At 68.0% G+C, this 25,902-nt stretch carries 21 protein-coding genes and 1 tRNA gene; 10 read left to right on the forward strand and 12 right to left on the reverse strand.

Annotated elements, in window-relative coordinates; genetic code table 11:
- Positions 1 to 226: 226 nt before the first annotated feature.
- Positions 227 to 922 (reverse strand): HAD family hydrolase, encoded by a 696-nt coding sequence (locus FZ029_RS19025; protein ID WP_149270996.1) that lies wholly within the window; start codon positions 920 to 922, stop codon positions 227 to 229.
- 406 nt (positions 923 to 1,328) lie between these two features.
- Positions 1,329 to 1,421 (reverse strand) — tRNA-Ser (locus tag FZ029_RS19030).
- Between the two features lie 282 nt (positions 1,422 to 1,703).
- On the opposite strand from FZ029_RS19030, the gene FZ029_RS19035 reads away from it, so the two are divergent.
- Positions 1,704 to 1,940: a hypothetical protein gene (locus FZ029_RS19035; RefSeq protein ID WP_014188024.1), complete on the forward strand. Its 237-nt coding sequence runs from the start codon at positions 1,704 to 1,706 to the stop codon at positions 1,938 to 1,940.
- A gap of 29 nt (positions 1,941 to 1,969) precedes the next feature.
- Here the strand turns inward: FZ029_RS19035 and FZ029_RS19040 are convergent, their stop codons facing one another.
- Together FZ029_RS19040 and gatB are read right to left on the reverse strand one after the other, a co-directional pair.
- On the reverse strand, positions 1,970 to 3,760 hold the full coding sequence (locus FZ029_RS19040; protein ID WP_149270998.1) for a PAS domain-containing sensor histidine kinase: 1,791 nt from the start codon (positions 3,758 to 3,760) through the stop codon (positions 1,970 to 1,972).
- 165 nt (positions 3,761 to 3,925) lie between these two features.
- Positions 3,926 to 5,377 carry an Asp-tRNA(Asn)/Glu-tRNA(Gln) amidotransferase subunit GatB gene (gene gatB / locus FZ029_RS19045; RefSeq protein WP_149224732.1) on the reverse strand — a complete coding sequence of 484 codons (1,452 nt, stop codon included), beginning with the start codon at positions 5,375 to 5,377 and terminating at the stop codon, positions 3,926 to 3,928.
- Between the two features lie 251 nt (positions 5,378 to 5,628).
- On the opposite strand from gatB, the gene FZ029_RS19050 reads away from it, so the two are divergent.
- A complete protein-coding gene (locus tag FZ029_RS19050; protein WP_247892388.1) occupies positions 5,629 to 6,327 on the forward strand; it encodes a hypothetical protein in 699 nt (232 codons plus the stop codon).
- Here the strand turns inward: FZ029_RS19050 and FZ029_RS19055 are convergent.
- Together FZ029_RS19055 and fliN are read right to left on the reverse strand one after the other, a co-directional pair.
- On the reverse strand, positions 6,308 to 7,567 hold the full coding sequence (locus tag FZ029_RS19055) for a diaminopropionate ammonia-lyase (RefSeq protein WP_149270999.1): 1,260 nt from the start codon (positions 7,565 to 7,567) through the stop codon (positions 6,308 to 6,310). The genes FZ029_RS19050 and FZ029_RS19055 overlap by 20 nt on opposite strands.
- A gap of 149 nt (positions 7,568 to 7,716) precedes the next feature.
- Complete coding sequence (gene fliN, locus FZ029_RS19060; protein ID WP_085084056.1) at positions 7,717 to 8,019, reverse strand: flagellar motor switch protein FliN; 303 nt, start codon at positions 8,017 to 8,019, stop codon at positions 7,717 to 7,719.
- Between the two features lie 238 nt (positions 8,020 to 8,257).
- On the opposite strand from fliN, the gene FZ029_RS19065 reads away from it, so the two are divergent.
- Positions 8,258 to 9,100, forward strand: a complete 843-nt coding sequence (locus FZ029_RS19065; protein ID WP_149271001.1) for a sulfurtransferase — start codon at positions 8,258 to 8,260, stop codon at positions 9,098 to 9,100.
- Position 9,101: 1 nt separating this feature from the next.
- Here FZ029_RS19065 and murJ read toward each other — a convergent pair whose 3' ends face one another.
- A complete protein-coding gene (murJ, locus tag FZ029_RS19070) occupies positions 9,102 to 10,652 on the reverse strand; it encodes a murein biosynthesis integral membrane protein MurJ (protein WP_149271003.1) in 1,551 nt (516 codons plus the stop codon).
- Positions 10,653 to 10,787: 135 nt separating this feature from the next.
- Between murJ and FZ029_RS19075 the strand changes: the two genes are divergently transcribed.
- Entirely contained in the window at positions 10,788 to 11,570 is a 783-nt protein-coding gene (locus FZ029_RS19075) for an alpha/beta fold hydrolase (RefSeq protein WP_149271005.1), read from the forward strand.
- 147 nt (positions 11,571 to 11,717) lie between these two features.
- Positions 11,718 to 12,995 (forward strand): phosphopyruvate hydratase, encoded by a 1,278-nt coding sequence (eno, locus tag FZ029_RS19080; protein WP_149271007.1) that lies wholly within the window; start codon positions 11,718 to 11,720, stop codon positions 12,993 to 12,995.
- Between the two features lie 128 nt (positions 12,996 to 13,123).
- Here the strand turns inward: eno and FZ029_RS19085 are convergent, their stop codons facing one another.
- Positions 13,124 to 14,188, reverse strand: a complete 1,065-nt coding sequence (locus tag FZ029_RS19085) for a PHB depolymerase family esterase (RefSeq protein WP_149271009.1) — start codon at positions 14,186 to 14,188, stop codon at positions 13,124 to 13,126.
- A gap of 397 nt (positions 14,189 to 14,585) precedes the next feature.
- Positions 14,586 to 15,113, reverse strand: a complete 528-nt coding sequence (locus tag FZ029_RS19095; protein WP_149271115.1) for a peroxiredoxin — start codon at positions 15,111 to 15,113, stop codon at positions 14,586 to 14,588.
- Between the two features lie 437 nt (positions 15,114 to 15,550).
- Between FZ029_RS19095 and FZ029_RS19100 the strand changes: the two genes are divergently transcribed.
- Together FZ029_RS19100 and FZ029_RS19105 are read left to right on the forward strand one after the other, a co-directional pair.
- Positions 15,551 to 17,179 (forward strand): ATP-binding cassette domain-containing protein, encoded by a 1,629-nt coding sequence (locus tag FZ029_RS19100; RefSeq protein ID WP_247892389.1) that lies wholly within the window; start codon positions 15,551 to 15,553, stop codon positions 17,177 to 17,179.
- A gap of 70 nt (positions 17,180 to 17,249) precedes the next feature.
- On the forward strand, positions 17,250 to 18,665 hold the full coding sequence (locus FZ029_RS19105; RefSeq protein WP_149271013.1) for an HlyD family type I secretion periplasmic adaptor subunit: 1,416 nt from the start codon (positions 17,250 to 17,252) through the stop codon (positions 18,663 to 18,665).
- Between the two features lie 82 nt (positions 18,666 to 18,747).
- Here FZ029_RS19105 and FZ029_RS19110 read toward each other — a convergent pair whose 3' ends face one another.
- On the reverse strand, positions 18,748 to 19,089 hold the full coding sequence (locus FZ029_RS19110) for a hypothetical protein (RefSeq protein WP_247892390.1): 342 nt from the start codon (positions 19,087 to 19,089) through the stop codon (positions 18,748 to 18,750).
- A 382-nt stretch (positions 19,090 to 19,471) separates the two neighbouring features.
- Here FZ029_RS19110 and phaC point away from each other — a divergent pair, with 382 nt between their 5' ends.
- The 3 genes from phaC to FZ029_RS19125 all read left to right on the forward strand — a co-directional run bounded on the left by phaC (position 19,472) and on the right by FZ029_RS19125 (position 24,051).
- Positions 19,472 to 21,307, forward strand: a complete 1,836-nt coding sequence (gene phaC, locus FZ029_RS19115; RefSeq protein ID WP_149271017.1) for a class I poly(R)-hydroxyalkanoic acid synthase — start codon at positions 19,472 to 19,474, stop codon at positions 21,305 to 21,307.
- A gap of 170 nt (positions 21,308 to 21,477) precedes the next feature.
- Positions 21,478 to 23,523: a serine/threonine protein kinase gene (locus FZ029_RS19120; protein WP_247892391.1), complete on the forward strand. Its 2,046-nt coding sequence runs from the start codon at positions 21,478 to 21,480 to the stop codon at positions 23,521 to 23,523.
- A 36-nt stretch (positions 23,524 to 23,559) separates the two neighbouring features.
- Positions 23,560 to 24,051, forward strand: coding sequence for a hypothetical protein (locus tag FZ029_RS19125; protein ID WP_109152802.1), 492 nt, complete (start codon positions 23,560 to 23,562; stop codon positions 24,049 to 24,051).
- Between the two features lie 3 nt (positions 24,052 to 24,054).
- Here FZ029_RS19125 and FZ029_RS19130 read toward each other — a convergent pair whose 3' ends face one another.
- Positions 24,055 to 25,155, reverse strand: a complete 1,101-nt coding sequence (locus FZ029_RS19130) for an alkene reductase (protein WP_149271019.1) — start codon at positions 25,153 to 25,155, stop codon at positions 24,055 to 24,057.
- Positions 25,152 to 25,892, reverse strand: a complete 741-nt coding sequence (locus FZ029_RS19135) for an SDR family oxidoreductase (RefSeq protein ID WP_149271021.1) — start codon at positions 25,890 to 25,892, stop codon at positions 25,152 to 25,154. Before FZ029_RS19135 ends, FZ029_RS19130 begins: the two co-directional genes overlap by 4 nt.
- Positions 25,893 to 25,902 lie beyond the last annotated feature (10 nt).

Genomic DNA, 25,902 nt, shown 5'->3' on the forward strand with positions numbered 1-25,902 from the left:
GGACGGTGGCGATGAAGGTCAGCGGACCGACCATCAGGGCATCATCCTGCATCATGGCGCGTCCTCCCCCGGATCGGCGTCCTATCGCCCGGCGGAGCCGGATCGACCCTAACAGTTTAGGGGCTTTGTCGAGCCGGCACGCGGGTCCTGAGGGATACCCCTGCTGTCCAAAGGGATAGTATCAGTGTATGCGACCGTCCGTACCGCATCCGGTGCCGGCCGCCGCTCAATCGGCAGCCGCCAACCGAAGCAGCCCGTCCGGCAGGTCGGCGAAACGGTCCAGGATCATGTCGGCGCCCAATTCCTCCACCGGCATGCGGGGATAGCCGTAGCTCATGGCGACCACCGGCACGCCGGCCGACCGCGCCGCCTTCACGTCGTTGGCATTGTCGCCGACCATCGCCGCCCTCGCAGGTACCGCCCCCGCAGGCATCAACGCGTCCAGCCGCTCCAGCACCCAGGTCAGATGGCGTCCGTCCGGCTTCTTCACCGCCAGCGTGTCCCCGCCGGCCACGGCGCCGAACAGCCCCTCCAGCCCCAGTATGCCCAGCAGCTTCCGGGTGATCCGCTCCGGCTTGTTGGTGCACAGCCCCAGCCGCACACCCCGACCGGCCAGCGCCGCCAGCGTTTCAGCCACGCCGGCATAAAGCACCGGCGGCTCCGCGTCGTCGTAATAGGTGTCGAGATAATGGCGCAGCACCGGTTGCACCGTCTCGTCCCCCAGCGGCGCGCCCGTCGCGGCGAAGGCCTGGCGCACCAGCATCGCCGACCCGTCGCCGACCATCGTCCGCACCTGCGCCTCGGTCAGCGCCGGGCGGCCGAACTCGGCCAGGGTGCGGTTCAGCACGCGGGTCATGTCGGGCGCGCTATCGATCAGCGTTCCGTCGAGGTCGAAGACAAGCGCCTGGAAAGGAAACGGCATGGAAGGCCCCGCGATCTGCCATCGGTTTGACGATGCCCCGTGGATACCACGGTCCGGCGGCAGCCAACCACCCGGATGGAAACAACCCAGGGCCGACGGCAGCCAATAGGCGGCGGTGTGGATGATCGGCCGGAGCTGGCTGGCGGGGGCCCTGCCGCCCCCGGTCCGGTCAGAAGCAAGGGACGGCTTGTGCGCCGCGATCCGGTTCTCCCTGCCCTGGTCCTAAGAGGCGGCACTGCGCCATCCTCCCGAGGGTGGGGGAATTGTGGGCTGGCTCGCTGAACATAGGAAAGATGATTGTGCCCCGATTTTTTCCATCGGCGCACCAATCGGCCGTGCGCAGTCGCGAACGTCAAACGCATCAATTATTTGGGAAATTCAATGGCTTGGCGCCTGCCAAGCAAGATGGCGGAGGGGATGGGATTCGAACCCACGATAGGGCTTTAAACCCTATGACGGTTTAGCAAACCGTTGCCTTCAGCCACTCGGCCACCCCTCCAGCCAGTGCGGTTGCCCGTGGGGCATCGCTGGCGTGGGGAGGGTTCTAACGGCCGGCCGTAGCCTTGTCAACGCTTACGGAGACACAAATCCGCTTTTCCCGAAAATCGACAGAGAAGGACAAATCTGTATAAAATTTTAGGTACTTTTTAACGGAAGGCGGATATGATGCCACCATGAGCAATAAAAAGCCTGGGTGACGCACAACTCGGTCGCGCGGGGGTATCGCGAAGGCCCGCCCCGCCGGACAGTGACGCCGCACCCCGTCGCCGTGGAGGATGCCATGACCCTGTCACGCCGTTGCGCGGAAACGCTGATCGACCTTGTCGAGATCAAGCTGAGCTGCCTGGAGATCACCGACCGCGAGGACCAGCGCGAAAAGGAACTGCTGCAGCGTTGCGTGCAGGAACTCAACGCTGAATTGCGCGGGGAAAACGGTGCGCTCGCCAACTTCGCGGCGCCCAAGCGCCGTGGCCGGCGGCCCAAGCATCTGCAGTTCCACGAACTGCACGTCGCCTGATCCGCTGTCCGCGGGGCCGCGGTTCCGCCTCACCCCAATGCCGGCTCCTCCGCCAGGGCCGGCTGCATGGCCGGCGCCTCGCGGGGCAGCAGGATGGTGAAGCGGGTGCCCTGCCCCGGCCAGGACTGCACCGACACGGTGCCGCCCAGCGGGCCGGTGACGGTGTTGAACACGATGTGAAGCCCAAGGCCTGACCCGCCCTGCCCACGCTTGGTGGTGAAGAAGGGGTCGAAGACCTTCGACAGATGTTCCGGCGCGATGCCGACGCCATCGTCGATGAAGTCGATCCGCACCTTGTCGGCCCCGTCCGGCTGGGCGGTGATCCTGATCGTGCCGGACGGCTTCTCCGACAGGCGCTCGCCGTCGCCATAGGCGTGGACGACGGCGTTGATGACCAGATTGGTCAGCACCTGCCCCAGCGCGCCGGGAAAGCTGTCCATCGTCAGCTCGTCGTCGCACTCCACCGCGATCTTCAGGTTGGTGCGCTTCAGGCGGGGCCGCAGGGAGAACAGCAGTTCGCGGATATAGCTGCCCAGCTCGAACACCCGCCGGTCGCCGGACGACTGGTCGACCGCGACCTGCTTGAAGCTCTGCACCAGTGACGCCGCGCGGTCCATGTTGGCCATCAGCAGGCGGCTGCTTTCGCTCAGGCCATCCAGGAATTCGAGGAAATCGGAACGCCGCAGCGCGTTGCCGGTAAAGCGGTCGCGCAGGGACTGCGCCTGTTCGCCGATGTGGCTGGCGGCGGTCAGGCCGATGCCGATGGGCGTGTTGATCTCGTGGGCCACCCCCGCCACCAGCTGGCCCAACGATGCCATGGTTTCGGCCTGGATCAGGCTTTCCTGCGCCTCCCGCAGGTCGGCCAGCGCCTGTTCGGCCTCCTCCCTGGCCTGGATCATCGCCGACTCGGCGGCCTTGCGGTCGGTGATGTCATAGAGCCAGGTCAGCAGCGCCGATTCGCCGTCCAGTTCGATGCTGTTCCACGAGGACAGCACCCAGACGATGCTGCCGTCCGGCCGGCGGAAGCGGATCTCTGCATTGCGGAAGGCGCCCTCGCGGTCGAATCGGGCGATCAGCGCCTCGCGGTCGGCTGGGTCGGCATAGAGGTCCGCCACCGGCGAGCGCATCAGCTCCGCCCTGTCGCGCCCCATCAGCCGCACGGACTGGGCGTTGCAGAACAGCCAGCGGCCGTCGCGCGTGGTGACGTTCACCGCGATCGGCGCCGCCTCCATGATCTTCAGCAGCCGTTCCTCGCTGGCGCGCAGCCGCTCTTCCTGCCGACGAGCCTCGGTGATGTCGGTCATGATGCCGGCATAGCGCACCGCCCGGCCGGTCTTGTCGCGAAAGGCGCGGCCCTTGGCGGCGATCCACACCCAGCCGCCGGCCTCGTGGCGCAGGCGGTAGGAATAGGCGTAGGCCGAGGTCTCCCCCGCCAGATGCGAGGCGATGTGGGCCAGCACGCGGTCGCGGTCTTCCGCATGCAGCCGGCGTTCCCAGAAATCGGGGGGCATGGCCGGCCGGCTGCGATAGCCCAGCATGCGCGGGAAGGTGTCCGACCACCAGCAGGTGCCGGCCACCAGATCGGCGTCCCACACCGCGGCCCCGGTCGCCTCCAGCGCCATTTCCAGCCGCTCGCCGATCTCCGGTTCATGGAGGGGCGGCGCCGACGCGACCCTGCCGGAGCCGGTGCCGGAACCAGTGCCTGACATGCCCGGCGGACGGACGGCCGTCCGGCGCCCGGCATACCGGCCCAGCAGCACCCCGAGCAGACCGCCGACAGCCCCAGCCGCCAGCGCCACCATCACCGGCTCCGCCGCCATGGTTCCTCCACCGTTTCCAGCACTGTGACGATGGAAACCGGGAAAATTCAACTGTGGCTTTACCGTACAGACGGACAGTACCCAAGAAAAAAGCCCCTCCGCCGGGCGGAGAGGCTTTCTTTCGGACAGGGTGGGGATTTCGCCCCGCCAACAGGCTGTGGCCGCTTAGCCTTTCAGCTTCTTGGTCAGGATTTCGTTGACCATGGCCGGGTTGGCCTTGCCCTGGGTCGCCTTCATCACCTGACCGACGAAGAATCCGAACAGCTTGTCCTTGCCGCTGCGGAACTCCGCCACCTTGTCGGGGTTGGCGGCCAGAACGGCGTCGATCGAGCCTTCGATGGCGCTGGTGTCGGTGACCTGGCGCAGACCCTTCTTCTCGACGATGTCGGCGGCTTTCTCGCCGGTCTCGAACATCGTTTCGAAGACTTCCTTGGCGATGCGGCCGGAGATGGTGTTGTCGGCGATCAGGTCGATCAGGCCGCCGAGATTTTCGGCCGACACCGGGCTCTCCTCGATCTCCTTGCCGGCCTTGTTCAGATAGCCGAACAGCTCGCCGGTGACCCAGTTGGAGGCCAGCTTCGGATCGCGGCCCTTGGCAACCGCCTCGAAATAGTCGGCCTTCGACTTCTCCGAGACCAGCACGCCGGCGTCATAGACCGACAGCTTGTAATCTTCGATGAAGCGGGCCTTCTTGTCGTCCGGCAGTTCGGGCAGCGTCTTCTTGATGTCCTCCACCCAGTCCGCATCGAGTTCGAGCGGCAGCAGGTCGGGATCGGGGAAATAGCGGTAGTCGTGCGCCTCTTCCTTCGACCGCATGGAGCGGGTCACGAACTTCGTCGTGTCCCACAGCCGGGTCTCCTGGTCGATCTTGCCGCCTTCCTCGATGATTTCGATCTGGCGGCGCGCCTCATACTCGATCGCCTGCATGACGAAGCGGATCGAGTTGACGTTCTTGATCTCGCAACGGGTGCCGAAGGCGTCGCCCGGCTTGCGCACCGACACGTTGACGTCGCAGCGCATGGAGCCTTCCTCCATGTTGCCGTCGCAGGTGCCGAGATAGCGCAGGATCGAGCGCAGCTTGCGCACGTAGGCGCCCGCCTCCTCCGAACTGCGCATGTCGGGTTCCGACACGATCTCCATCAGCGCCACGCCCGACCGGTTCAGGTCGATGTAGGTCTTGGAGGGGTGCTGGTCGTGCAGCGACTTGCCCGCGTCCTGTTCCAGATGCAGGCGGGTGACGCCGACGGTGCGGCTGGTGCCGTCCGGCAGGTCCAGCACGATCTCGCCCTTGCCGACGATCGGCTGCAGGAACTGGCTGATCTGATAGCCCTGCGGCAGGTCGGCATAGAAGTAGTTCTTGCGGTCGAAGACCGAGTTCAGGTTGATCTGCGCCTTCAGGCCCAGACCGGTGCGCACCGCCTGCTCGACGCAATATTCGTTGATGACGGGCAGCATGCCGGGGAACGCGGCGTCGACGAAGCTGACCTGGCTGTTCGGCGCGGCCCCGAATTCGGTGGCGGAGCCGGAGAACAGCTTCGCGTTCGAAATCACCTGGGCATGGACCTCAAGCCCGATCACGACTTCCCAATCGCCCGTTTCACCCTGGATGTACGACATCGTTCCGCTCTTCGACGTTCACGGCACGGGACCGGACGGGCGCCGCCCTGGAAAAGGGCGCCCCGGCCATACCCTTGGAATCCTGTTTCTTCTAACGCCCTTTGCGCCCGCGCGCACGCTTTATCGCGCCGCGGCTTTCCTACCACCGCCCTACCCCCGCCCTACCCCCATTGTGCGGCCGGCCACAGACGCGCCGTTAACCCTCAGGCAAGCTTTGCCCGCCACGCTGAACAGGACGAGCGCGGGAGGGTATGATGTCGGTGCGGAAGCTGGTGCGGAAGGTCGGGTTCGGTGTCGGTCTGGGCGCGCTGCTGATGGCGGGCGCCGCACTCGGCCATGCCGCCACTCACCCTGACGGCCTGTCGCTCAGCCCGGTCACCGTGAACCCGGTGCCCGCCGCGCCCTCTTCGTCCGAATTTCCCGATGCGGCGATGTCCCGCAACGACCAGGGCGACGTCACCGTCCTGCGCCTGGACGGCATCATCACGCCGGGGGCGGAGCGCAACTTCGTCGATGCCCTGCGCGCCCTGCCGGCCCGCCGACCGCTGGTGATCGAACTGTCGAGCCCCGGCGGCTTCACCGCCGCCGGCTACCGGATGATCGACGCCGTGCTGGCCGAACGCCAGGGCGGGCGGCCGGTCGCCACGCGGGTGCGCGACGGCGACTCCTGCGAAAGCATGTGCGTCGGCCTTTATCTGGCCGGTTATCCGCGTTATGCCGCCCCGCGGGCGGAGTTCATGGTGCATGCGCCGCGCATGGCCGAGAATGGCCGGATGACGATCCGCTCCATCCAGATGATGGTCGACCGTTTGGTGTCGCTCGGCGCCTCGCCGGCCTGGATCCAGCGGGTGACGGCGGAGGGCGGCTTCTCCGGCGCCCGCGATTACCGCGAGACCGCCGACCGGCTGAGCGCCGACGGCGCCAACATCGTCACCGACCTGCTGCGCTGACCAGCCCCTCGGCGACCGCCTCCGGCGTACGGCCGACGATGCGCTCGTAAACTTCCGGGTCGGTCGCCCCCTCGGTCCCGAACACCAGCACGCGGGCGTCGGGCACGAGGCCCAGCGCCAGCCGGGTTTCCTCATGTGCCGCGGCGCAGAGCAGCCCGGCCAGACCGGCAACGCCGGATTCGCCGGCCACCACCGGACGGCCGCCATGCTTGCCTTCCGCCAGCTTGCGCATGGCGGCGATCGCCCCTTCGTCGGGAATGGTCAGGAAATCGTCGGCGCCGCGCTCCAGGATCGCCCAGGCCAGCAGCGAAACCTCGCCGCAGGCAAGCCCGGCCATCACCGTGTCCAGATCGCCCTCCGACCGCACCGGACGCCCGGCCACCGCGCTCTGGTACAGGCAGTCGGCGCTGTGCGGCTCCACCACCACGAAGCGCGGGCGCTGCCGGCCCCAGCTTTCCCACAGATGGCCGCAGACCGCGGCGGGCAGCGCGCCGACGCCGCCCTGCACGAAGACATGGGTCGGCCGCTCGCTGGCGGGCAGTTGCGAGATCGCCTCCTCCACCATCATGGTGTAGCCCTGCATCACGTCGCGCGGAACATCCATATAGCCGGTATAGGAGGTGTCGGAGACGACGAACCAGCCCTGCTCCGCCGCATCGGCGGCGGCCCGGCGCACCGCGTCGTCGTATGACCCGTCGACCACCACCACCCGCGCCCCGTACGCCTCGATGGCGTCGCGGCGGCCGGGCGTACAGGCGGCGGGCACGTACACCACGCAATTGCAGCCGAACACCTGCGCGCCCCAGGCCACCGACCGGCCATGGTTGCCGTCGGTCGCCGTGGTGACCGTCAGCGTCCGTGTCACCTTGGCATAGCGGCCGACGACGAGGTCCAGCGCCGTCACCGGCACGCCGGGCACCCGCGCCGTCACCTCCCGCGCGAGCAGGCGCAGCACGGCGTACGCCCCGCCCAGAGCCTTGAAGCTGCCGAGAGCGAAGCGGGCGCTTTCGTCCTTGTACCACAGGCGGTCGATCCCCGCCTCCCGCGCCAGTCCCGGCAGGGAGCGCAGCGGGGTGGGCGCATAACCGGGCCAGGCGCCGATCTCCGCCATCGCCTCCTCGAAGGCGGCGCGGCTGAGGATCGCGCGCTCCGACGGGCCATAGACCCGGTCATGGTCGGCATGCGGATTGGAAAAATGGCGCGGCAGGCAGGAGGATGGCGAGACGGCGTGGTGGGGCATGGCTTCGCTCTCCGGGCCGGCGATGCCGTCGGCGACGGCACATCCCACGACCACCCATAACGAGACCAAAAGCCACCGCCCGCCGTCAAGGCGCCAGCGTGGGCGCGGCTGCTACCGAATGAAGCATTCCGGACGGCGGGAAGACGCCGTCAGCGCTTCCATTCGCGGCTGGACTTGATGAAGTCGGTCAGGGTGACGCCGATCTTGTCGTCGATGATCGCCACCTCGCCGCGGGCGACCAGCACGCCTTCGACATAGACGTCGGTCGGATCCTTCAGATGACGGTCGAGTTCCACCACGGCGCCGCGGCCCAGCTTCAGCAGGTCGCGGACGCGGAGCATGGCGGTGCCGATGACGACCTTGATCTCCACCGGCGCGTCGCCGATGGCGAAGGACGAGGCGTCGCCGTCGTTGGGATCGGCGGCGCCGAGCAGGTCGTCGATGTTGGCCATGGCTGTCCAAGCTCCCGCGCCGGAAATGGCGCCCTCTTACACGAACGGGACATCCTACACCCCGGACGGGCTAGCCGGCAACGCCACCGACCGATGGGGATTGCGACAAGATTGGGCTTTTCCCATACCGGCGCTTCGCCCACACTGTCCGCCCGCCCGCTTGTCGGTCTTTTCGTTGCCGATGCGCAACAATCCAGGCACGACAGGGCATCGACCAACCGGAACCGGGTTTATCCTGATGACCGACAGCAGCATTTCCCCGCTTGTGGACGCTTCCTGGCTGAAAAGCCGGCTCGACAGCCCCGGCATCGTCGTCCTCGACGTGCGGACCCCGCCTGCCGGCGGCTTCGTTTCGGGATCGGTTCATTCCGACTACGCAACGGCCGGTTGGCGGACTGTGGTTGGCGGCGGGGCCGGGATGCTGCCGGAACCGGATGTGCTGGCGGGACTGATCGGCGGGCTGGGGATCGGCAACGGCGACCATGTCGTTCTGGTGGCGGCGGGCGCCAACGCATCGGACATGGGCAACGCCACCCGCGTCTATTGGACCTTCAAGATGCTGGGCCACGACGCGGTATCGGTGCTGGACGGCGGTTTCGCCGCCTGGACCGCGGCCGGCGGACCGGTCGAACCGCAGCCGGCGGTTCGCCAGCCGACCCGCTTCACCGTCCGCCCGCGCGCCGACCTGCGCGCCACCCTGGAGCAGGTCGAGGCGGCGGTGCAGGCCGGCGGCACGCCGCTGCACGACGCCCGCTCGCCCGAGCAGTTCGCCGGCAAGGCCAAGAGCCCGCAGGCCCGTGCCGCCGGCACCATCCCCGGCGCGGTCAATCTCGACATCGCCGCCCTCTTCTCCCCGGCGGAGCACCGCTTCGCCTCGCCCGAGGCGGTGAAGGCGATGGCCGATCAGGCCGGACTGCCGCTGCGCGACCAGCCCATCACCTTCTGCAACACCGGCCACCTCGCCTCGGTGTCCTGGTTCGCGCTGAGCGAGATCGCGCGCGTGCCGGGGGTGCGGCTCTATGACGGCTCCATGTCGGAATGGAGCGCCGATCCGCAGCGGCCGTTGCAGTCCGAAAGCTGAGTTACGCCTTCGCCCGGCGGCGGCGCAGACGGCCGAGGTCGCTGCGCCGCACCAGCCCCAGCAGGACGGCGGCGACGGCATAAACGGCCAGCCCAACCACTGCCAGCACCAGGAGCCCGCCGAGCCGTTCCACCACGCCGGCGGCGCCCAGCCAGGGGGCCAGCCGCTCCGTCGCCAGCCACAGGGCGCCCGCCATGACGGCGGCGGCAATCGCCATGCGCGGCAGGTTGCGGGTCAGCCGCGCATCGGCGCGGAACAGGCCACGGCGGTGCAGCAGCAGCGCCAGCAGCCCTGCATTCACCCAGGCGCCGACCGAGGTGGCGACCGCCAACCCGACCTGGGCCAGCGGTCCCATCAGCACCAGCTTCAGCGCCACATTGATGGCGACCGCCGCCAGCGCCACCCGCACCGGCGTCGCCGTGTCGTGGCGGGCGTAGAAGCCGTTGACCAGGCTGCGGATCACCACGAAGGCCGGCAGCCCCAGCGCATAGGCCTGCAGGGTCAGCGCCGAAGCGGCGGCGTCGGACGGGCCGAAGGCGCCGCGTTGGAACAGCACGGACAGGATCGGCGTGCCCGCCACCAGGAAGGCGACGGCGGCCGGCAGGGTCAGCACCAGCGACAGCTCGATGGCGCGGTTCTGGCTGTCGACCGCACCGGCCTCGTCGCCGCTCTTGATCCGCTTGGACATTTCCGGAAGCAGAACGGTCCCGACGGCGATGCCGATCACCCCCAGCGGCAGTTGGTTCAGCCGGTCGGCGTAATAGAGGTAGGACACCGCCCCCGTCGGCAGGGCCGAGGCGATCAGCGTGTCGGCGAACAGGCTGATCTGGGTCAGCCCCGATCCCAGCGCCGCCGGCCCCAGCACCGTCAGGAAGCGCTTCACGTCGGGCGACAGGCGCGGCATCACCGGCCGCAGGGTCATGTCGGCCCGCCGGGCGTCCCAGGCCAGATAGAGATACTGCGCGCCGCCCGACGCCAGAACGCCCCAGGACAGCGCGTGTCCCGCCGTCGGCATCAGCGGCGTGCCAACCACCAGCGCCGCGATGAGGCACAGGTTCATCAGGATCGGCGCCGCGGCGGCCGAGCCGAAGCGGCTCATGCTGTTCAGCACGCCGCCATAGAGCGAGACCAGCGAGATCAGCAGCAGGTACGGGAAAGTGATGCTGGTGAACAGCACCGCCAGCCGGAATTTCTCCGGGTCGTCGGCGAAGCCGGGGGCGAAGACCTTCATGAATTGCGGCATGAAGGCCAGCACCGCCAGCAGCAGCACCATCTGCACGATGACCAGCAGCGTCATCACCTCGTCGGCGAAGCGGCGGGCGGCAGCGGCACCGTCCTGCACCAGCTTGCCCGAGAACAGCGGCACGAAGGCGGAGTTGAAGGCACCCTCGGCGAACAGGGCGCGGAAATGGTTCGGCAGCCGGAAGGCGACGAAGAAGGCGTCGGCAACCGGCCCGGCGCCGAGCAGCGCCGCGGTCAGCACGTCGCGCAGGAAACCGAGCACCCGGCTGGCCAGGGTCAGGCCGCCGACGGACAGGATATGACGGAACACGATGGCAGGGTCGCTTCTGTGATGCGGATGATGCCCGGCGGCATCCTAGCGATGCGGCCGCGTTCGTCATAGGATCGCCGCCCGCATTCGTCCAGAACGCATCTCCAATCACCCATTCGGTCGAAGGCCCCTGACATGCCGCAGCAAGCCCTCCCCCTGACCTATCTGGAAGCCGGCGAAGCCAACGGCGGAACGCCGATGCTTGTCCTGCACGGGCTGTTCGGCTCGGCCCGCAACTGGCAGACGCTGGCCCGCCGCTTCGGCGAGCAGCACCGGGTCTATGCGCTGGACCTGCGCAACCACGGCGGCGCCCCCTGGGCGGACGGCATGAGCTATCCGGAGATGGCGGCCGACGTGCTGCGCTTCCTGGACGACCGCGGCTTCGCCCGCGCCACTGTCGTCGGCCATTCGATGGGCGGCAAGACCGCCATGGCGCTGGCGCTGGCGCATCCCGACCGGGTGGAACGGCTGGTGGTCGCCGACATCGCCCCCGTGGCCTACACCCACACCCACGCCCCCTATGTCGCCGCGATGAAGGCGGCGAAGCTGGAGGGCGTCACCCGCCGGCCGGAGGTGGAGGCCCAGCTGGCCGATGCCGTGCCGGAGGCGCCGCTGCGCTCCTTCCTGATGCAGAATCTGGTGCTGGAGAACGGCGTCTTCTCCTGGCGGATCAACCTCGACTCCATCGGCGCGAACATGGAGGGGTTGATCGGTTTCCCCGATTTCGGCGGCGCCCATTATGACGGCCCCACCCTCTTCATCGGCGGCGGTGCGTCGGACTACATCCGGCCGGAGCATCACGACGCCATCCGCCGTCATTTCCCCAAGGCGGAAATCCGCATGATCGAGGGGGTCGGGCATTGGCTGCATGCCGAACGTCCGGCCGAATTCGCGGCGCTGGTGGAGGGATTCCTCTGATTTCCGCGGCAAAACCCCGCATTTTCGCGTGGTTGTAAGCCGAAGCAGATATTGCATCGCCCGGACGTCGGGGCTATCAAGCCTGCGCGCCTTAAAACGCGGCCTGCGAGACAACGCGGCTGCCATTCCTCGAAGGATCGACCGACCATGAGCGTCATCACCGAGATTCACGCCCGCGAAATCCTGGACAGCCGCGGCAACCCGACCGTGGAAGTCGACGTTGCGCTGGACAGCGGCGCCTTCGGCCGCGCCGCAGTGCCGTCGGGCGCCTCCACCGGCGCCCACGAAGCGGTCGAGCTGCGCGACGGCGACAAGTCCCGCTTCGGCGGCAAGGGCGTGCTGAAGGCGGTCGAGTCCGTCAACGGCGAGATCTACGACGCGCTCGCCGGCCTGGACGCCGACGACCAGCGCGCCATCGACCTCGCCATGATCGACCTGGACGGCACCGAGAACAAGAGCCGGCTCGGCGCCAACGCCATCCTGGGCGTGTCGCTGGCGGTCGCCCGCGCCGCCGCCGAGGATGCCGGCCTGCCGCTCTACCGCTATGTCGGCGGCGCCTTCGCCTCGCTGCTGCCGGTGCCGATGATGAACATCATCAACGGCGGCGCCCATGCCGACAACCCGATCGACATCCAGGAATTCATGATCATGCCGGTGGGCGCCGAGACCGGCGCCGACGCCATCCGCATGGGTTCCGAGATCTTCCAGTCGCTGAAGAAGAAGCTGAAGGACGCTGGCCACAACACCAATGTCGGCGACGAGGGCGGCTTCGCCCCCAACATCGGTTCGACCGACGAAGCGCTCGGCTTCGTCATGAAGGCGATCGAGGCCGCCGGCTACAAGCCGGGCGACGACGTCATGCTGGCGCTCGACGCCGCCTCGACCGAGTTCTTCAAGAACGGCAAGTACGAGCTGGCCGGCGAAGGCAAGTCGCTGTCGCCGGAGCAGATGGTCTCCTATTGGTCCGATCTGGTCGGCCGCTTCCCGATCATCTCGATCGAGGACGGCATGGCGGAAGACGATTGGGAAGGCTGGAAGGCGCTGACCGACGCCATCGGCAGCAAGGTGCAGCTGGTCGGCGACGACCTGTTCGTCACCAACCCCAAGCGTCTGGCCCAGGGCATCCGCCAGGGCGTCGCCAACTCGATCCTGGTGAAGGTCAACCAGATCGGCACGCTGTCGGAGACGCTGGAAGCGGTGGATATGGCGCACAAGGCCGGCTACACCGCCGTCCTGTCGCACCGCTCGGGCGAGACCGAGGACAGCACCATCGCCGATCTGGCGGTCGCCACCAACTGCGGCCAGATCAAGACCGGCTCGCTGAGCCGTTCGGATCGTCTGGCCAAGTACAACCAGCTGATCCGCATCGAGGAGCAGCTCGGCGTCGCCGCCCGCTTCGCGGGGCGCGGCATCCTGAAGGCCTGACGGTCTTAGGCTAAGAAAAAGCCCCTCTCCGAATTGCCGGAGAGGGGCTTTTTTGTTGGCTGGGTGCGGGCTTCGGATGCCCCCACCCTAACCCTCCCCCGCTACGCAGGGGAGGGAACTGCCGCCTCTCACTCCCCGACGAGAGCGCCGATCATCTTGCGGACGGCGGTCATCTGGAAACCGCCCTTGCGGGCGAAGTCGTAGCCGGTATAGCCGAACCAGTCCCAGCAGGCCTTGGGGTTGGAGGACAGCTTGGCGTCGCCGTCGATCTGCGGATACAGCACGACGATGTTGTTGACGTCGGCCCAGCGGTTGTAGCCGGCATGCACGGCGAAATGGTCGCCGATCAGGTTCGACGCCATCTTGCAGCCATGGAAGGCGACATGGATGCGGCAGGTCTGCTTGCCGCCGTCGCAGGCTTCCGGAACATAGACGTAGCCGGTCTTGGCCATGCCGCTGCGGCTGGGGTCGCCGACGAAGGGGGCCTGGTTGAACAGCTGCGGCTGGCGGGCCGCGGCCGGAGCGTTCGGGATCTTGGCATCGGCGTAGAAGAAGCGGACGATGGCGCCTGCCTGATCGTACTGGCAGTTGTTGATGTATTCGCTCTTCTCATCCTCCTTCGGGATGAAGTCGCAGGCGGCGCCATAGCCGTCGGTGATGTAGGCATGCGCCGCCTTCGGCAGCTTCACATAGGTGAAGTTCGCCGCCGTCACGCCCAGCGCCTTGTAGAACTGCTCGGTGGCGTCGGCGACCGGGCGCTTCACCGTCAGATCGTTGTCGCCGTTGAACAGGTAGATCTTCGACTGCGCCATGTTGGACAGCGGATCGATGTCCTTGGCCTTCTCGCGCGCCTTGGCGTTGGCGACCAGCGCGTCGACGTTGGGGGCGCCCATCGCCACGTCCATGCAGCGCTTCAGCGCCACCACCGCCGGGGCGATGCCGCCCTCCGACACCTCGGCACAATCATAGGGTCCGCCAGCGACGAGGCCGGCCGCCTTGACCAGCCCCGAATAGGCGACCTGGAACTGCCCGGCCATATAGGCGCCGGAGGAAATGCCCGACACCGTGGTCTGCGCCGGGTCGATCTTCAGCTTCAGATCCGACAGCTTGACTTGCGCCGCCGCGGGAAGCGGTGCCAGGACGACGAGCGCCGCCAGCGCGGCTTTCACAATGACTTGCTTGGAAATGCTCATGGGAGGGTCACCTTTGCCCTGCTAGGGGTGTCAACGTCGCATGGACAGCGGCGATCTGCGCCCCGCCCCTTCGTCGCGTCATCCGTCCCCGCCGTGCCGATCCGGTCCCGGCAAGCCGGGCGGCGCACGATCAGATTGTTGCCGGCCGCCCGGGGGCTGAAACCGTGGCCGAAGCCTGCGCCGAAGGTAGCAATGCAATGGTGATTGTCTAATAAAAAGAATATCAGGCGGCGCGATACACGCATCCATACGCAACGCCGCACCCTGCCGCCGCCGATCCCGCAGGCGTGGAGCGGTCATGGAAAAGGCCGGCGGAGCCTTCGCCCCGCCTGCCTTTCATCCATACCCTGCATCCCGCCCGGCTCTGCGGCCCACGCCGGGTGCCGAATCGGGCGTCTCAGCTCCGCAAATAAGCCAGGACGGTCTCCGGCGAGGATTCGCCGTAGGGATCGCCGTTCTCGCCGTCGTCGTTGATGCCCGGTTCCTCGAACCACTTCTCGACGACGCCATCCTTCACGACCATGGCATAGCGCCAGGACCGGAAGCCGAAGCCGACATGGTCCTTGTCGATCAGCATGCCCATCCGGCGGGTGAAATGGCCCGAACCGTCGGGGATCAGCTTCACCTTCTTCAGGTTCAGGCTCTTGCCCCACTGGTACATGACGAAGGCGTCGTTGACGCTGAGGCAATAGACCTCGTCGATGCCGAGATCCTTGAAATCGTCATAGAGCCGTTCGAAGGCCGGGCACTGCTCGTTGGAGCAGGTCGGCGTGAAGGCGCCGGGCAGGGAGAACAGAACCACCCGCTTGCCCAGGAACAGCTCGTCGCTCCGCACATCCTGCCAACGGAACGGGTTGGGTCCGCCGACGCTCTCGTCGCGCACGCGGGTCTTGAACACCACCGAGGGGACCTTGCGCCCTTCCATCATCTTCTCCGGCTGTGGTTGGGGTGGACCGGCGGAATTGCCGCCGCGGCCAACGATACCGGCAATGCCCGCCCCCTCCAACCGGCCATAGGTCATGCGTCACTGCTGGCCAGGCGGGGCAAATCACCCCGAATGAACAAACAATACCGGAGCGGTCTTGCGCAAAAGTGGTGGCATCCGGTGGCAATCCTGTGACGTCCCCGAATGTTAAGGTCCCATTTACCAAGATGGCGTTCTCTGAACTCGCCTGCATCCAGTGGGCACTGTGCCGACCGGTGACAATTGGAGGGCTGTTCATGCCTGTTTCGACCAAGTCCAACTCTTTGCAACAGCCCGGCAACAATAAGCCGGAAGCCGCTTTCAAACGCGGTTATTTCACCAGGATACTCGTTAGTACATTTGTCTTCAGCGCCACCATCAACGCCCTGATGTTGGCCATGCCGCTTTATTCGCTGCAGGTGTTCAGCCGCGCCATTCCGTCGGGCAATTACGACACCCTGATCATGCTGACGCTCATCGTCGTCCTCGCGCTGACGCTGAGCGGCTTGCTGGAGATGGTGCGCTCCCGCCTGCTGGCCCGTGCCGGCAATGCGCTGGAGGTGCGCTGGCGCCGCCGGCTGACCGCCGACGCGCTGGACGCCGCCGGCCGCGGCCGTCCGGACAACGGTCCGCTCGCCGACCTGCTGGAGCTGAAGGGCGCCTTCTCGCGTCCGTCGCTGCCGGCGCTGATGGACCTGCCCTGGGCTCCGCTCTACGTCATCGGCATCTACGTCATTCACCCGATGCTGGCGCTGGTGCTGGTGGTGTCGATGGCGATCATGGCGGTGATGGGCTGGATCGGCTATGTGGCCGTCAAGGACATCAACGACGAGAGCAAGCTGCCGGCCGGCCGCGCCCAGAAGCTGTTCGAAGCGCTGGCCTCCCGTTCCGACACCGTGCGCGGCCTGCGCATGGGCAACGCCTCGCTGGACGCCGTCAACCGCGACTTCCTGACCGCCAGCGCCATGCAGGGCCAGGGCTATGAGCGCAGCGCCGCCATCGGCGCCGCCACCAAGTGGGTCCGCATGGTCCTGCAGATCGCCGTGACGGGCATCGGCGCCTGGCTGGTGATCGAGCAGCACCTGTCCTTCGGCGGCATGATCGCCACCTCGATGCTGGTCGGCCGCGGCCTCGCCCCGATCGAGCAGACCGCCGGCGCCTGGGGTGGGCTGGTCCGCTCCGCCCAGGCCGTCCGCCGCCTGCTGCCGCTGCTGAAGCGCCTGTCGCGTGAGCCGGAGCGTCCCTCCGTGCCCGTGGAGAGCGAGCGCCTGACCGTCGAGAACCTGCTGTTCGTCTCCCCCCGCGACCAGAAGCCGATCCTGCGCAGCGTCACCCTGTCGGTCGAGCCGGGCGAGACCGTCTGCATCGCCGGCCCCAACCGCTCGGGCAAGTCGGTTCTGGCCCGCCTGCTGGCCGGTGTCGCCCTGCCGTCGGCCGGCACGGTGCGGCTGGGCGGCCTGTCCGTCGCCACCCTGACCCCCGACAGCCCCGAACAGGGCATCGGCTACCTGCCGCAGCAGGTCGATCTTCTGCCCGGCAGCATCGCCGACAACATCGCCCGCTTCACCACCGCCACCCGCGAACAGGTGGAGGAGGCCGCCAAGGCCGTCGGCATCCACGAGTGGATCGAAAGCCTGCCCATGGGCTACGAGACCGAGGTCAACGATCCGCTGTCCCCGATCACCGGCGCCAGCGCCCGCCTGATCGGCCTTGCCCGCGCCGCCTTCGGCCAGCCGCCGCTGCTGGTGCTGGACGAGCCGACCGCCGGCCTGGACGAGCTGGGCATCAAGGCGGTCCGCGCCTTCGTCGCGGCCTGCAAGGAGCGCGGGGCGACCACCATCGTCATGACCCACGCCCCGATCTTCGTCGACATGTCCGACCACACATATGTCCTGAAGAACGGCATGGCGATGGAGCTGCCGCGTCCGGACCAGCAGCAGGCCCAGCCCGGCGCCGTCAACCTCGCCCGCCTCCGCAATCTCGGCCCTCAGGGTCCGTCCGCCGCCACGGCGGGGGCCACCGGCTGACCGCCGGCACCGCCCCCAAGACCGACCATCCGGTTAGCGACGCCAGACCCGACAGAGCCAAGGAAGCCCCATGACCACGATGACCACGACCTTTCCCGCCCCGCTGTCCGGTGACAACGGCTCCGAAACCCCCGCCGGCAAGCCGTCGCGCAAGACGGCTACCATCACCTCGATCCATGCGCTGCGGGCGACGATGCCGGAAACCGGCGTGCGCGGCCTGCTGCTGGGCGGCTTCCTGGTCCTGGCGGTCGGCTTCGGCGGCATGACCGGCTGGGCGGCGGTGGCCCCGCTGCACAGCGCGATCAGCGCGTCGGGCTCGCTGGCGCCGGAAACCGGCCGCAAGGTGGTGAAGAACACCGAAGGCGGCGTCATCAGCGCCATCCTGGTCCATGAGGGCGACCGCGTCGACGCCGGTCAGGTCCTGATGCGGCTGGACAACACCGAGGCGCAAACCCGCCTGGACATGCTGAACGCCGCGCTGTTCGACACGCTGGCCTCCGAAGCGCGCCTGTCGGCCGAGCTGTTCGAGAAGCCCGCCATCGAATGGCCGGCCGAGCTGGCCGCCCGCCGCGGCAAGGAGCCGGCGGTCGACAACGCCATGCTTAACCAGGAAAAGCTGTTCCAAGTCCGCCGCAACCAGTTGGAGACCGAGGCCAAGCTGACCCAGGACCGCATCGCCACGCTGGGCGACGAGGTGAGGAGCCTGGAGCAGCAGCGCGCCTTCCTGAACCGCGAGATCAAGCTGTCGGACGAGGACATCCAGATCACCCAGGGCCTGCTGGACCGCGGCAACTCCACCCGCACCAAGCTGGTGGCGGCGCAGAAGGAAAATGCGCAGCTCCACGCCCAGGACCACGAGCTGGAAGCCCGCATGTCGCAGTCGCGCCAGCAGGCGGTCGACGCCCAGGGCGATCTGGTCCGCCGCCGCAGCGACTTCCGCGAGAAGGTGCTGGTCGAGCTGGACAAGGCGCGCGGCGACGCCCAGAAGCTGGCCGAACAGATCCGCGACGCCAAGAACCGCCTGGACAACCGCACCATCAAGGCGCCGGACGCCGGCAACGTCGTGATGTACGGCCACCCGGCCGTCGGCGGCACCATCACCGCCAACGAGCCGGTGCTGGACATCGTTCCCGACGACAAGGCCCTGCTGGCCGAGGTCCGCATCCAGCCGAAGGACATCAAGTCGATGGCCGTCGACCTGCCGGTGAAGGTGCAGCTGACCGCCTATGACAGCCGCGTCGTCGGCACCATCGACGGCACCGTGTCCTACGTCTCGGCCGACCGCCTGACCGACAATGCCACCCGCCAGGAATATTATCTGGCCCGCATCCGCCTGAAGGATGCCGACAGCCACGAGGTCCGCAACCTGAAGATCAAGGCCGGCATGCCGGTGGAAGCCCGCATCGTGCTCTCCGCCCGCACCCCGCTGGACTATCTGATCCAGCCGTTGCGCCAGTCCTATGTGAAGGCGTTCATCCAGGAGTGACGGGGCACCCGAAGCCATCCCCCGCCAAAACGCAAAAAGCCCCCGGCCATCCGGCCGGGGGCTTTTTCTTTACCCAGGCTCCTCAGCTCCGCCCCGGCCGCAGGTCCGGCTTCGGCGGAACCGCCATCGGGGTCGGCAGCGGCTCCGGCATCTGGATCGCTTCCGTCTGCTCCCGCGTGCGGCGGGATGCCGCACGGTCCTCGGCGAGGCGGTCCATCGCCTGTTGGCGCTGCGCCTCGGTGCTCAGATCGGTCGGGCGCGGCGGGACCGTACCCAGATTGGGGTAGTCGGTGCGCTCCCCGGTCATGCCGCGGATGGGCGACGAATTGTCGCTGACCGGCGAGGGCTCGCCGGTGACGGCCCCCAGAAGGCCGGTGTCCAGCGCCCGGTCGCTGCAGGCCGACAGCCCGAAAACCATTGGCATCGCTACGATTAGCGCGCCGACCGCCCGCCCGGCCGCCGCGATGCCCCGAACGCTGTCCTGACTGCCCGTCACCATCATCCTTCCCCGTGTCTGGCCGCCACGCCACACTTGTGCGACGATCCGCGAAATGAAATGTTCACATCAGCGGTGTATGAGAGGTCCAGGATTTCTCCCGCACCGCACCAGATGGCCGGACCGCCGCACGCAACCAACAGCGACATGGTGCAGACCCCCCAGAATTCATCGCCCGCAAGCCTGTATAGCCGCCCGTCCGCAAGGCCCAAAGCCCAATCTGGCGCAAGCCGGGCCATGAGGACCAAGGTGGTCGACACGATGTGACCGAGACGACGCGACACCCGCCCAAAGAAGAAGGACCGTGCTCATGGCCGAGACCAAGGCCCCCCCCCAGGCTTCCAACCCGGCTTCCCCCCAGGTGCCCGACGTCAAGCTGCCCGACCCGGTCGAGATGTCGCGGGCGATGACCCGCATCGCCGAGCAGAGCCAGCGGCTGGTCTCCGAGTTCCTCGCGCGGCAGGCCTCCGACGGCGCCGGCCCGAAGAGCCCGGATCCGATGGGCGTCGGCCATGCCTTCCTCGAGATGACCACCCGCATGATGGCCGACCCGGCCAAGCTGATGCAGGCGCAGATGTCGCTGTGGCAGGATTACCTGACCCTGTGGCAGCGCACCACCCAGCGCTTCTTCGGGCAGGAGACGCAGCCGGTGATCGCGCCGGCCAAGGACGACCGCCGCTTCAAGGACGCCGCCTGGGACGAGAACACGCTGTTCGACTTCATCAAGCAGTCCTACCTGCTGAGCGCCCGGTGGATGCAGTCGACCGTCAATCAGGTCGACGGGCTGGACGACCACACCGCCAAGAAGGTCGATTTCTACACCCGCCAGTTCGTCGACGCGATGGCGCCCTCCAACTTCGTCATGACGAATCCGGAGGTGCTGCGCGCGACCATCGAGAGCGGCGGCGAGAATCTGGTCAAGGGGCTGGAGCATCTGCTGAAGGATCTGGAACGCGGCAAGGGTGAGCTGCGCATCTCCATGACCGACTACGACGCCTTCCAGCTGGGCAAGAACATCGCGGTCACGCCGGGCAAGGTCGTCTTCCAGACCAGCCTGATGCAGCTGATCCAGTACACGCCGACCACGCCGGACGTGAACAAGCGCCCGCTGATGATCGTGCCGCCCTGGATCAACAAGTTCTACATCCTCGACCTGCGCGAGAAGAACAGCTTCATCAAGTGGGCGGTCGACCAGGGCCACACCGTCTTCGTCCTGTCCTGGGTCAACCCGGACGAGACGCTGGCGGCCAAGGGCTTCGAGGACTACATGGTCGAAGGCCCGCTGGCGGCGCTGGACGCCATCGAGAAGGCGACCGGCGAGAAGGACGTGAACGCCATCGGCTATTGCCTGGGCGGCACGCTGCTGTCCTCGACGCTGGCCTACATGGCGGCCAAGAAGGACGACCGCATCAAGTCGGCCACCTTCTTCACCACCATGCTGGACTTCACCGAGGCCGGCGAGCTGTCGGTCTTCATCGACGAGGAGCAGCTGACCTTCATCGAGGGGCAGATGGCCGAGCAGGGCTATCTCGACGGCTCCAAGATGGCGACCACCTTCAACATGCTGCGCGCCAACGACCTGATCTGGTCGTTCGTCGTCAACAACTACCTGCTGGGCAAGGACCCGTTCCCGTTCGACCTGCTGTACTGGAACGGCGACAGCACCCGCATGCCGGCGGCGATGCACAGCTTCTATCTGCGCAACATGTACCAGAAGAACATGCTGGCGCAGCCGGGGGCGGTGACGCTGAAGGGCGTGCCGATCGACCTCGGCAAGGTCAAGGTCCCGACGCTGTTCCTGTCGGCGCGCGAGGACCACATCGCGCCGTGGAAGAGCACCTACAGCGGCGCCCAGCTGTTCAGCGGCCCGGTGAAGTTCGTGCTCGGCGCGTCCGGCCACATCGCCGGCGTCGTCAACCCGCCGGCGGCCAACAAGTACTGCTACTGGACCAGCGACAAGCTGGCCAAGACCTCCGACGAGTGGCTGGAGAAGGCGACCCAGACCCCCGGCTCCTGGTGGCCGGAATGGAACAAGTGGGTCGGCCAGTATGCCAACGGCAAGGTTCCCGCCCGCCAGCCCGGCGACGGCGCCCTGCCCGCCCTGGAAGACGCGCCGGGGTCCTACGTCAAGGTCAAGAACGGGTAAGGCAGAGTTCGGCCGCTTATCCCTACGGAAAACCCCCGCCCTTCCCGGCGGGGGGTTTCCTTTGCGGTCCAATCCGATAGTGTTACGCACGCGCACGTTAAGGGTTTGTTTGCCCTTTTCACGCCACCTAAGGCCTGCGCACATTCGCACGCCCCGGGGATCCGCCGTTCATGCCATCCGACGCCCAGACAGGAATGATGGGAGCCGCCGCGGCGGCGATGGCGAACGCCGAACCGGTCAAGCTCGCCGAACGCTACGAAATCCAGCCGGGCGCGCCGATCCCGCTGCTGAACGCCGTCGGCGGCAATGCCTTCACCGCCAAGGCGCTGCGCGAAAAGCGGATCGAGCCCTTCGCCGTCATCTGCCATGCCTCGATCCTGCCGCGGATGGACATCTGTTCCACCGTCGGCAGCCTCGACAACGCCACCCACATGCGGCTGCTCGACTGGGGGCTGGTGGACTGGCCGCAGGACCGCGGGCGGCGCTATTGCCTGGTGTTCGAACGGCCGGGCGGCAAGCGCCTGATGGGGTCGCTGACCGACACGCTGGACCCGATGCCGGAAGACCAGCTGACCCGGCAGATCATCCACCCGCTGGTGTCAGCGCTGAAGGAGCTGTCGAGCCGCGGCGTCGTCCATGGCGCGATCCGCCCGACCAACCTGTTCTACCGCGATCTCGCCGGCGGCGGGCTGATGCTGGGCGACTGCGTGTCGGCCCAGCCCGGCTACGGCCAGCCGGTCCTGCTGGAGACGATCGAGCGCGGCATGGCCAACCCGGCCGGGCGCGGCACCGGCACGATGGCGGACGACCTCTATTCGCTGGGCGTCACCCTGCTGATCCTGGCGCTCGGCCGTAACCCGCTGTCCGGCCTGGACGACGAGGCGGTGCTGCAGGCGAAGCTGGAGCGCGGATCCTATCCGGCGCTGGTCCAGCAGCACCGGCTGCCGCTGGCGATCAACGAGGTGGTGCGCGGCCTGCTGGTGGACGATCCCAAGCAGCGCTGGACCCTGAACGACCTCGACCTGTGGGTGGCCGGCCGCCGGCTCAGCCCGAAACAGCCGCAGATTTCCCGCCGCGCCGCCCGGCCGCTGGAATTCCAGGGGTCGGAATACTGGCATTGCCGCACGCTGGCCCGCGCCTTCGCCCGCCATGCCCCCGCCGCCGCCTCCGTCATCGAGAGCGGGGAGCTGGACAAGTGGCTGCGCCGGTCGATGGGCGACGACGTGCGGGCGGAGGCGGTCAACAACGCCATCCAGACCGCCTCCAGCGGCAAGGGCGGCAGCCAGGGCGACCGGCTGGTGGCCCGCGTCTGCATCGCGCTCGACCCCGCCGCCCCCATCCGCTACCGCGGCCGGGCGATGATGCCGGACGGCATCGCCACCATGCTGGCCGACGCCTTCATGCGCGGCGAATCCCCCCAGGCGGTGGCGGAGGTGCTGGCCAACCAGCTGCCGATGTTCTGGGTCAACGTCCAGACCGACTTCAAGCCGGAATTCGTGCCGCTGGTGCAGAGTTTCGACCAGCTGCGCGGCTTCCTCGACCGCTCCAGCTACGGGCTGGGGGTGGAGCGTGTTCTGTACGAGATGAACCCGACCATGCCCTGCATGAGCAGCCTGGTCGCCAAGCAGCTGCCGACCACCCTGGCCGAGCTGCTGCGGGCGCTGGACTGGATCGCGGCGGGCGGCGAGCGGCACAAGGACCCCATCGACCGCCAGATCGCCGCCTTCCTGGGCGCCCGCCACAAACGCGGCGACGAGCTGCTCTACACCCAGCTCGGCAGCGGGGTGGAGCCGATGCGGCGCATCATCGCCATGCTGACCATCCTGTCCGACATCCAGGCCCGCACCGGGGTCGATGGGCTGACCCATCTTGCCAGCTGGGTGGTGGCTTTGCTCGACCCCGCCTTCCGCCGCTTCCACAACCGGCCCCAGCAGCAGGAGGTGCGCAAGATGGCGGACGCCGCCGCGCACAACGGCCGGCTGACCGAGCTGCTGAAGGTGGTCGACGATCCCGACGCGCTGCGCCGCGACCGGTTGGAGTTCGAGGCGGCGCAGATCGCCTACCGCGAGGCCGATGCGGAGATGGACAAGATCCGCCACACCATCGCCGACCGCAATTCCATCATCGAAACCTCGGGCCGGCAGGTCGCAGCCATCGCGTCCAGCCTGCTGTCGACCGTGCTGGTCGCCGGCATCATCCTGTTCTTCGCCTTCTGACCGGATCGCGTAAAGTCAATCGACGGGGGGATCGCCATGGCGCGCAAGAAGAAGAAGAAGGGCGGCGGCCTCACGCTGATCCTGCTGATCATCCCGGCGGCGCTGATCGTGCTGCCGACCACCATCCTGTTCGGCATCGGCATGATCCCGACCATCGTCGCCTATGTCGTCGACCGCGATCCCGACAAATCGGCGCCGATCACCGTCGGCGGGCTGAATTTCTGCGGCTGCATGCCCTTCGCCATCGACCTGTGGAAGCACCAGCACACCATCGGCGCCGCCGCGAAGGTGTTCGCCGACCCGCTGGCCTGGCTGGTGATGTACAGCGCCGCCGCCGTCGGCTGGGGCCTCTATTACGGCATCCCGCCGCTGGTCGCCGGGATGGAGGTCACCCGCGCCGAAAAGCGGGTGGAGGTGCTGAAGCAGAAGAAGGTGGCGCTGGTCCAGGAATGGGGGCCGGACGTCGCCGGCGATTATTTCGACGAGTCCGGCGGCATGGAGCCCGACGCCGAGATGGAAGGCGCCTGACCCTCAACCGGTGGAATCGACCGCCGGATAATCGGTGTAGCCCGCCGCCCCGCCGCCGAACAGGCTGTCGGCGCGGAACTCCGCCAGCGGCAGGCCGCGGCGCAGGCGCTCCGGCAGGTCCGGGTTGGCAACGAAAGGCCGGCCGAAGGCGACCAGATCGACCAGCCCGGCCTCCAGCAGCGCCTCTGCCCGCTCCACCGTATAGCGTCCGGCGACGATGATGGTGCCGCGGAAGCGCTCGCGCCAGACCTTGCGCCACTCCATCGGCAGAGGCGTGCCGTTGTTCCAGTCATCCTCGGCGAAATGCAGCCGCGCGACGCCCAGCGCATCCAGCCGCTCGACCACACGGGTGAACAGGCCGTAGGGATCGCCGTCGCTCATCCCCTTCAGCGTGATCAGCGGCGACAGCCGCACGCCGGTGCGCTCCGCCCCGATGGCGGCCGTCACCGCCTCCACCACCTCGATCAGGAAACGCAGGCGGTTGTCCACCGACCCGCCATAGCGGTCGGTCCGCCGGTTGCTGCCGTCGCGCAGGAACTGTTCGATCAGATAGCCGTTGGCGCCATGCAGTTCGACCCCGTCGAACCCGGCCGTCACGGCATTCGCGGCAGCGGCGGCGAACTGGGCAACCGTTGCGGCGATTTCCACCCCATCCATCTCCCGCGGCTCGACGCAGGGCACCATCCCGCCGGTCCCGTCCGGCTCCACCGCCCAGATCGCGGTGTCCGCCGGCAGGATGGCCGAGGGAGCCGGCGGCTTCGCCCCGCCATGGAACATCGGATGCGACACCCGCCCGGTGTGCCACAGCTGCGCGACGATGGGCCCGCCGCGCCGGTGCACCGCATCGGTCACCGCTGTCCAGGCGGCGATCTGCGCCGGCGTGTAAAGCCCCGGCGTCCGCGAGTAGCCCTTGGCGCCGGGACCGATCTGGGTCGCCTCGGTCACGATCAGCCCGGCGCCGGCCCGTTGCGCGTAATAGGCCGGGGCGAGATTCGACGGCACCTCGTCCTCGCCGGCGCGGGCACGGGTCATCGGCGCCATCACCACGCGGTTGGACAGCTCCAGACCGCCCAGCCGGTAGGGGGAGAACAGGGATCCGCTCACAGCAAGCCTCCGCCATCGACGTCGATCACCGATCCGGTGACGAAACCCGTGGTCATCGCGAACAGGAAGGCCGCGGCCACCTCCTCCGCGCGGCCGACACGCCCGACCGGCAGCCCGCCCCCGACCTTCGCATAGAAGGCGTCGCGCCCGGCCGGCGGGATGGCCCGCCAGTTCTCCGTCGCCGTCACGCCCGGCGACACCACGTTGACCCGCAGCGGCGCCAGTTCCTTCGCCAGGGACTTGCCCAACGCCTCGACGGCGGCGTTCATCACCGTCTTGGCCAGCGACCCGACGCTCGCCTTGCGCGACAACAGGCCGGAGGTCAGCGTCACCGACCCGTCCGGCGCCAGATGCGGCAGCGCCGCCTGGACCGCGTCGGCCGCACCCCACAGCTTCACCTCGAAAGCCCGCCGGGCGGCGGAGAGGTCGAGCTGCGCAAAGGCTGGGGAGCCGATCTGCGGCCCTGCGGTCACCACCAGATGGTCGAGGCTGCCGACGCTGCGGAACAGGGCGTCCAGGCTACAGCGGTCGCCCAGGTCGGCGGCCAGCCCCTCGACCCCCAAAGCCTCGGCGGCGATGCGGGTCCTCACCGCATCATGGCCGGCGATGAACACCCGCGCCCCCTGCCCGCGTGCCGCGGCGGCCACCGCCCGGCCGATGCCGGAGCCGCCGCCGATGACGACCACGCTGCGATCCGCCAGCGATGCCGCACCCGCCGCCTTTTCGTTCCTGTCCATGATGCCCGCC

The organism is Azospirillum sp. Sh1, assembly GCF_008365135.1.
Taxonomy (GTDB): Bacteria; Pseudomonadota; Alphaproteobacteria; order Azospirillales; family Azospirillaceae; genus Azospirillum; species Azospirillum oryzae.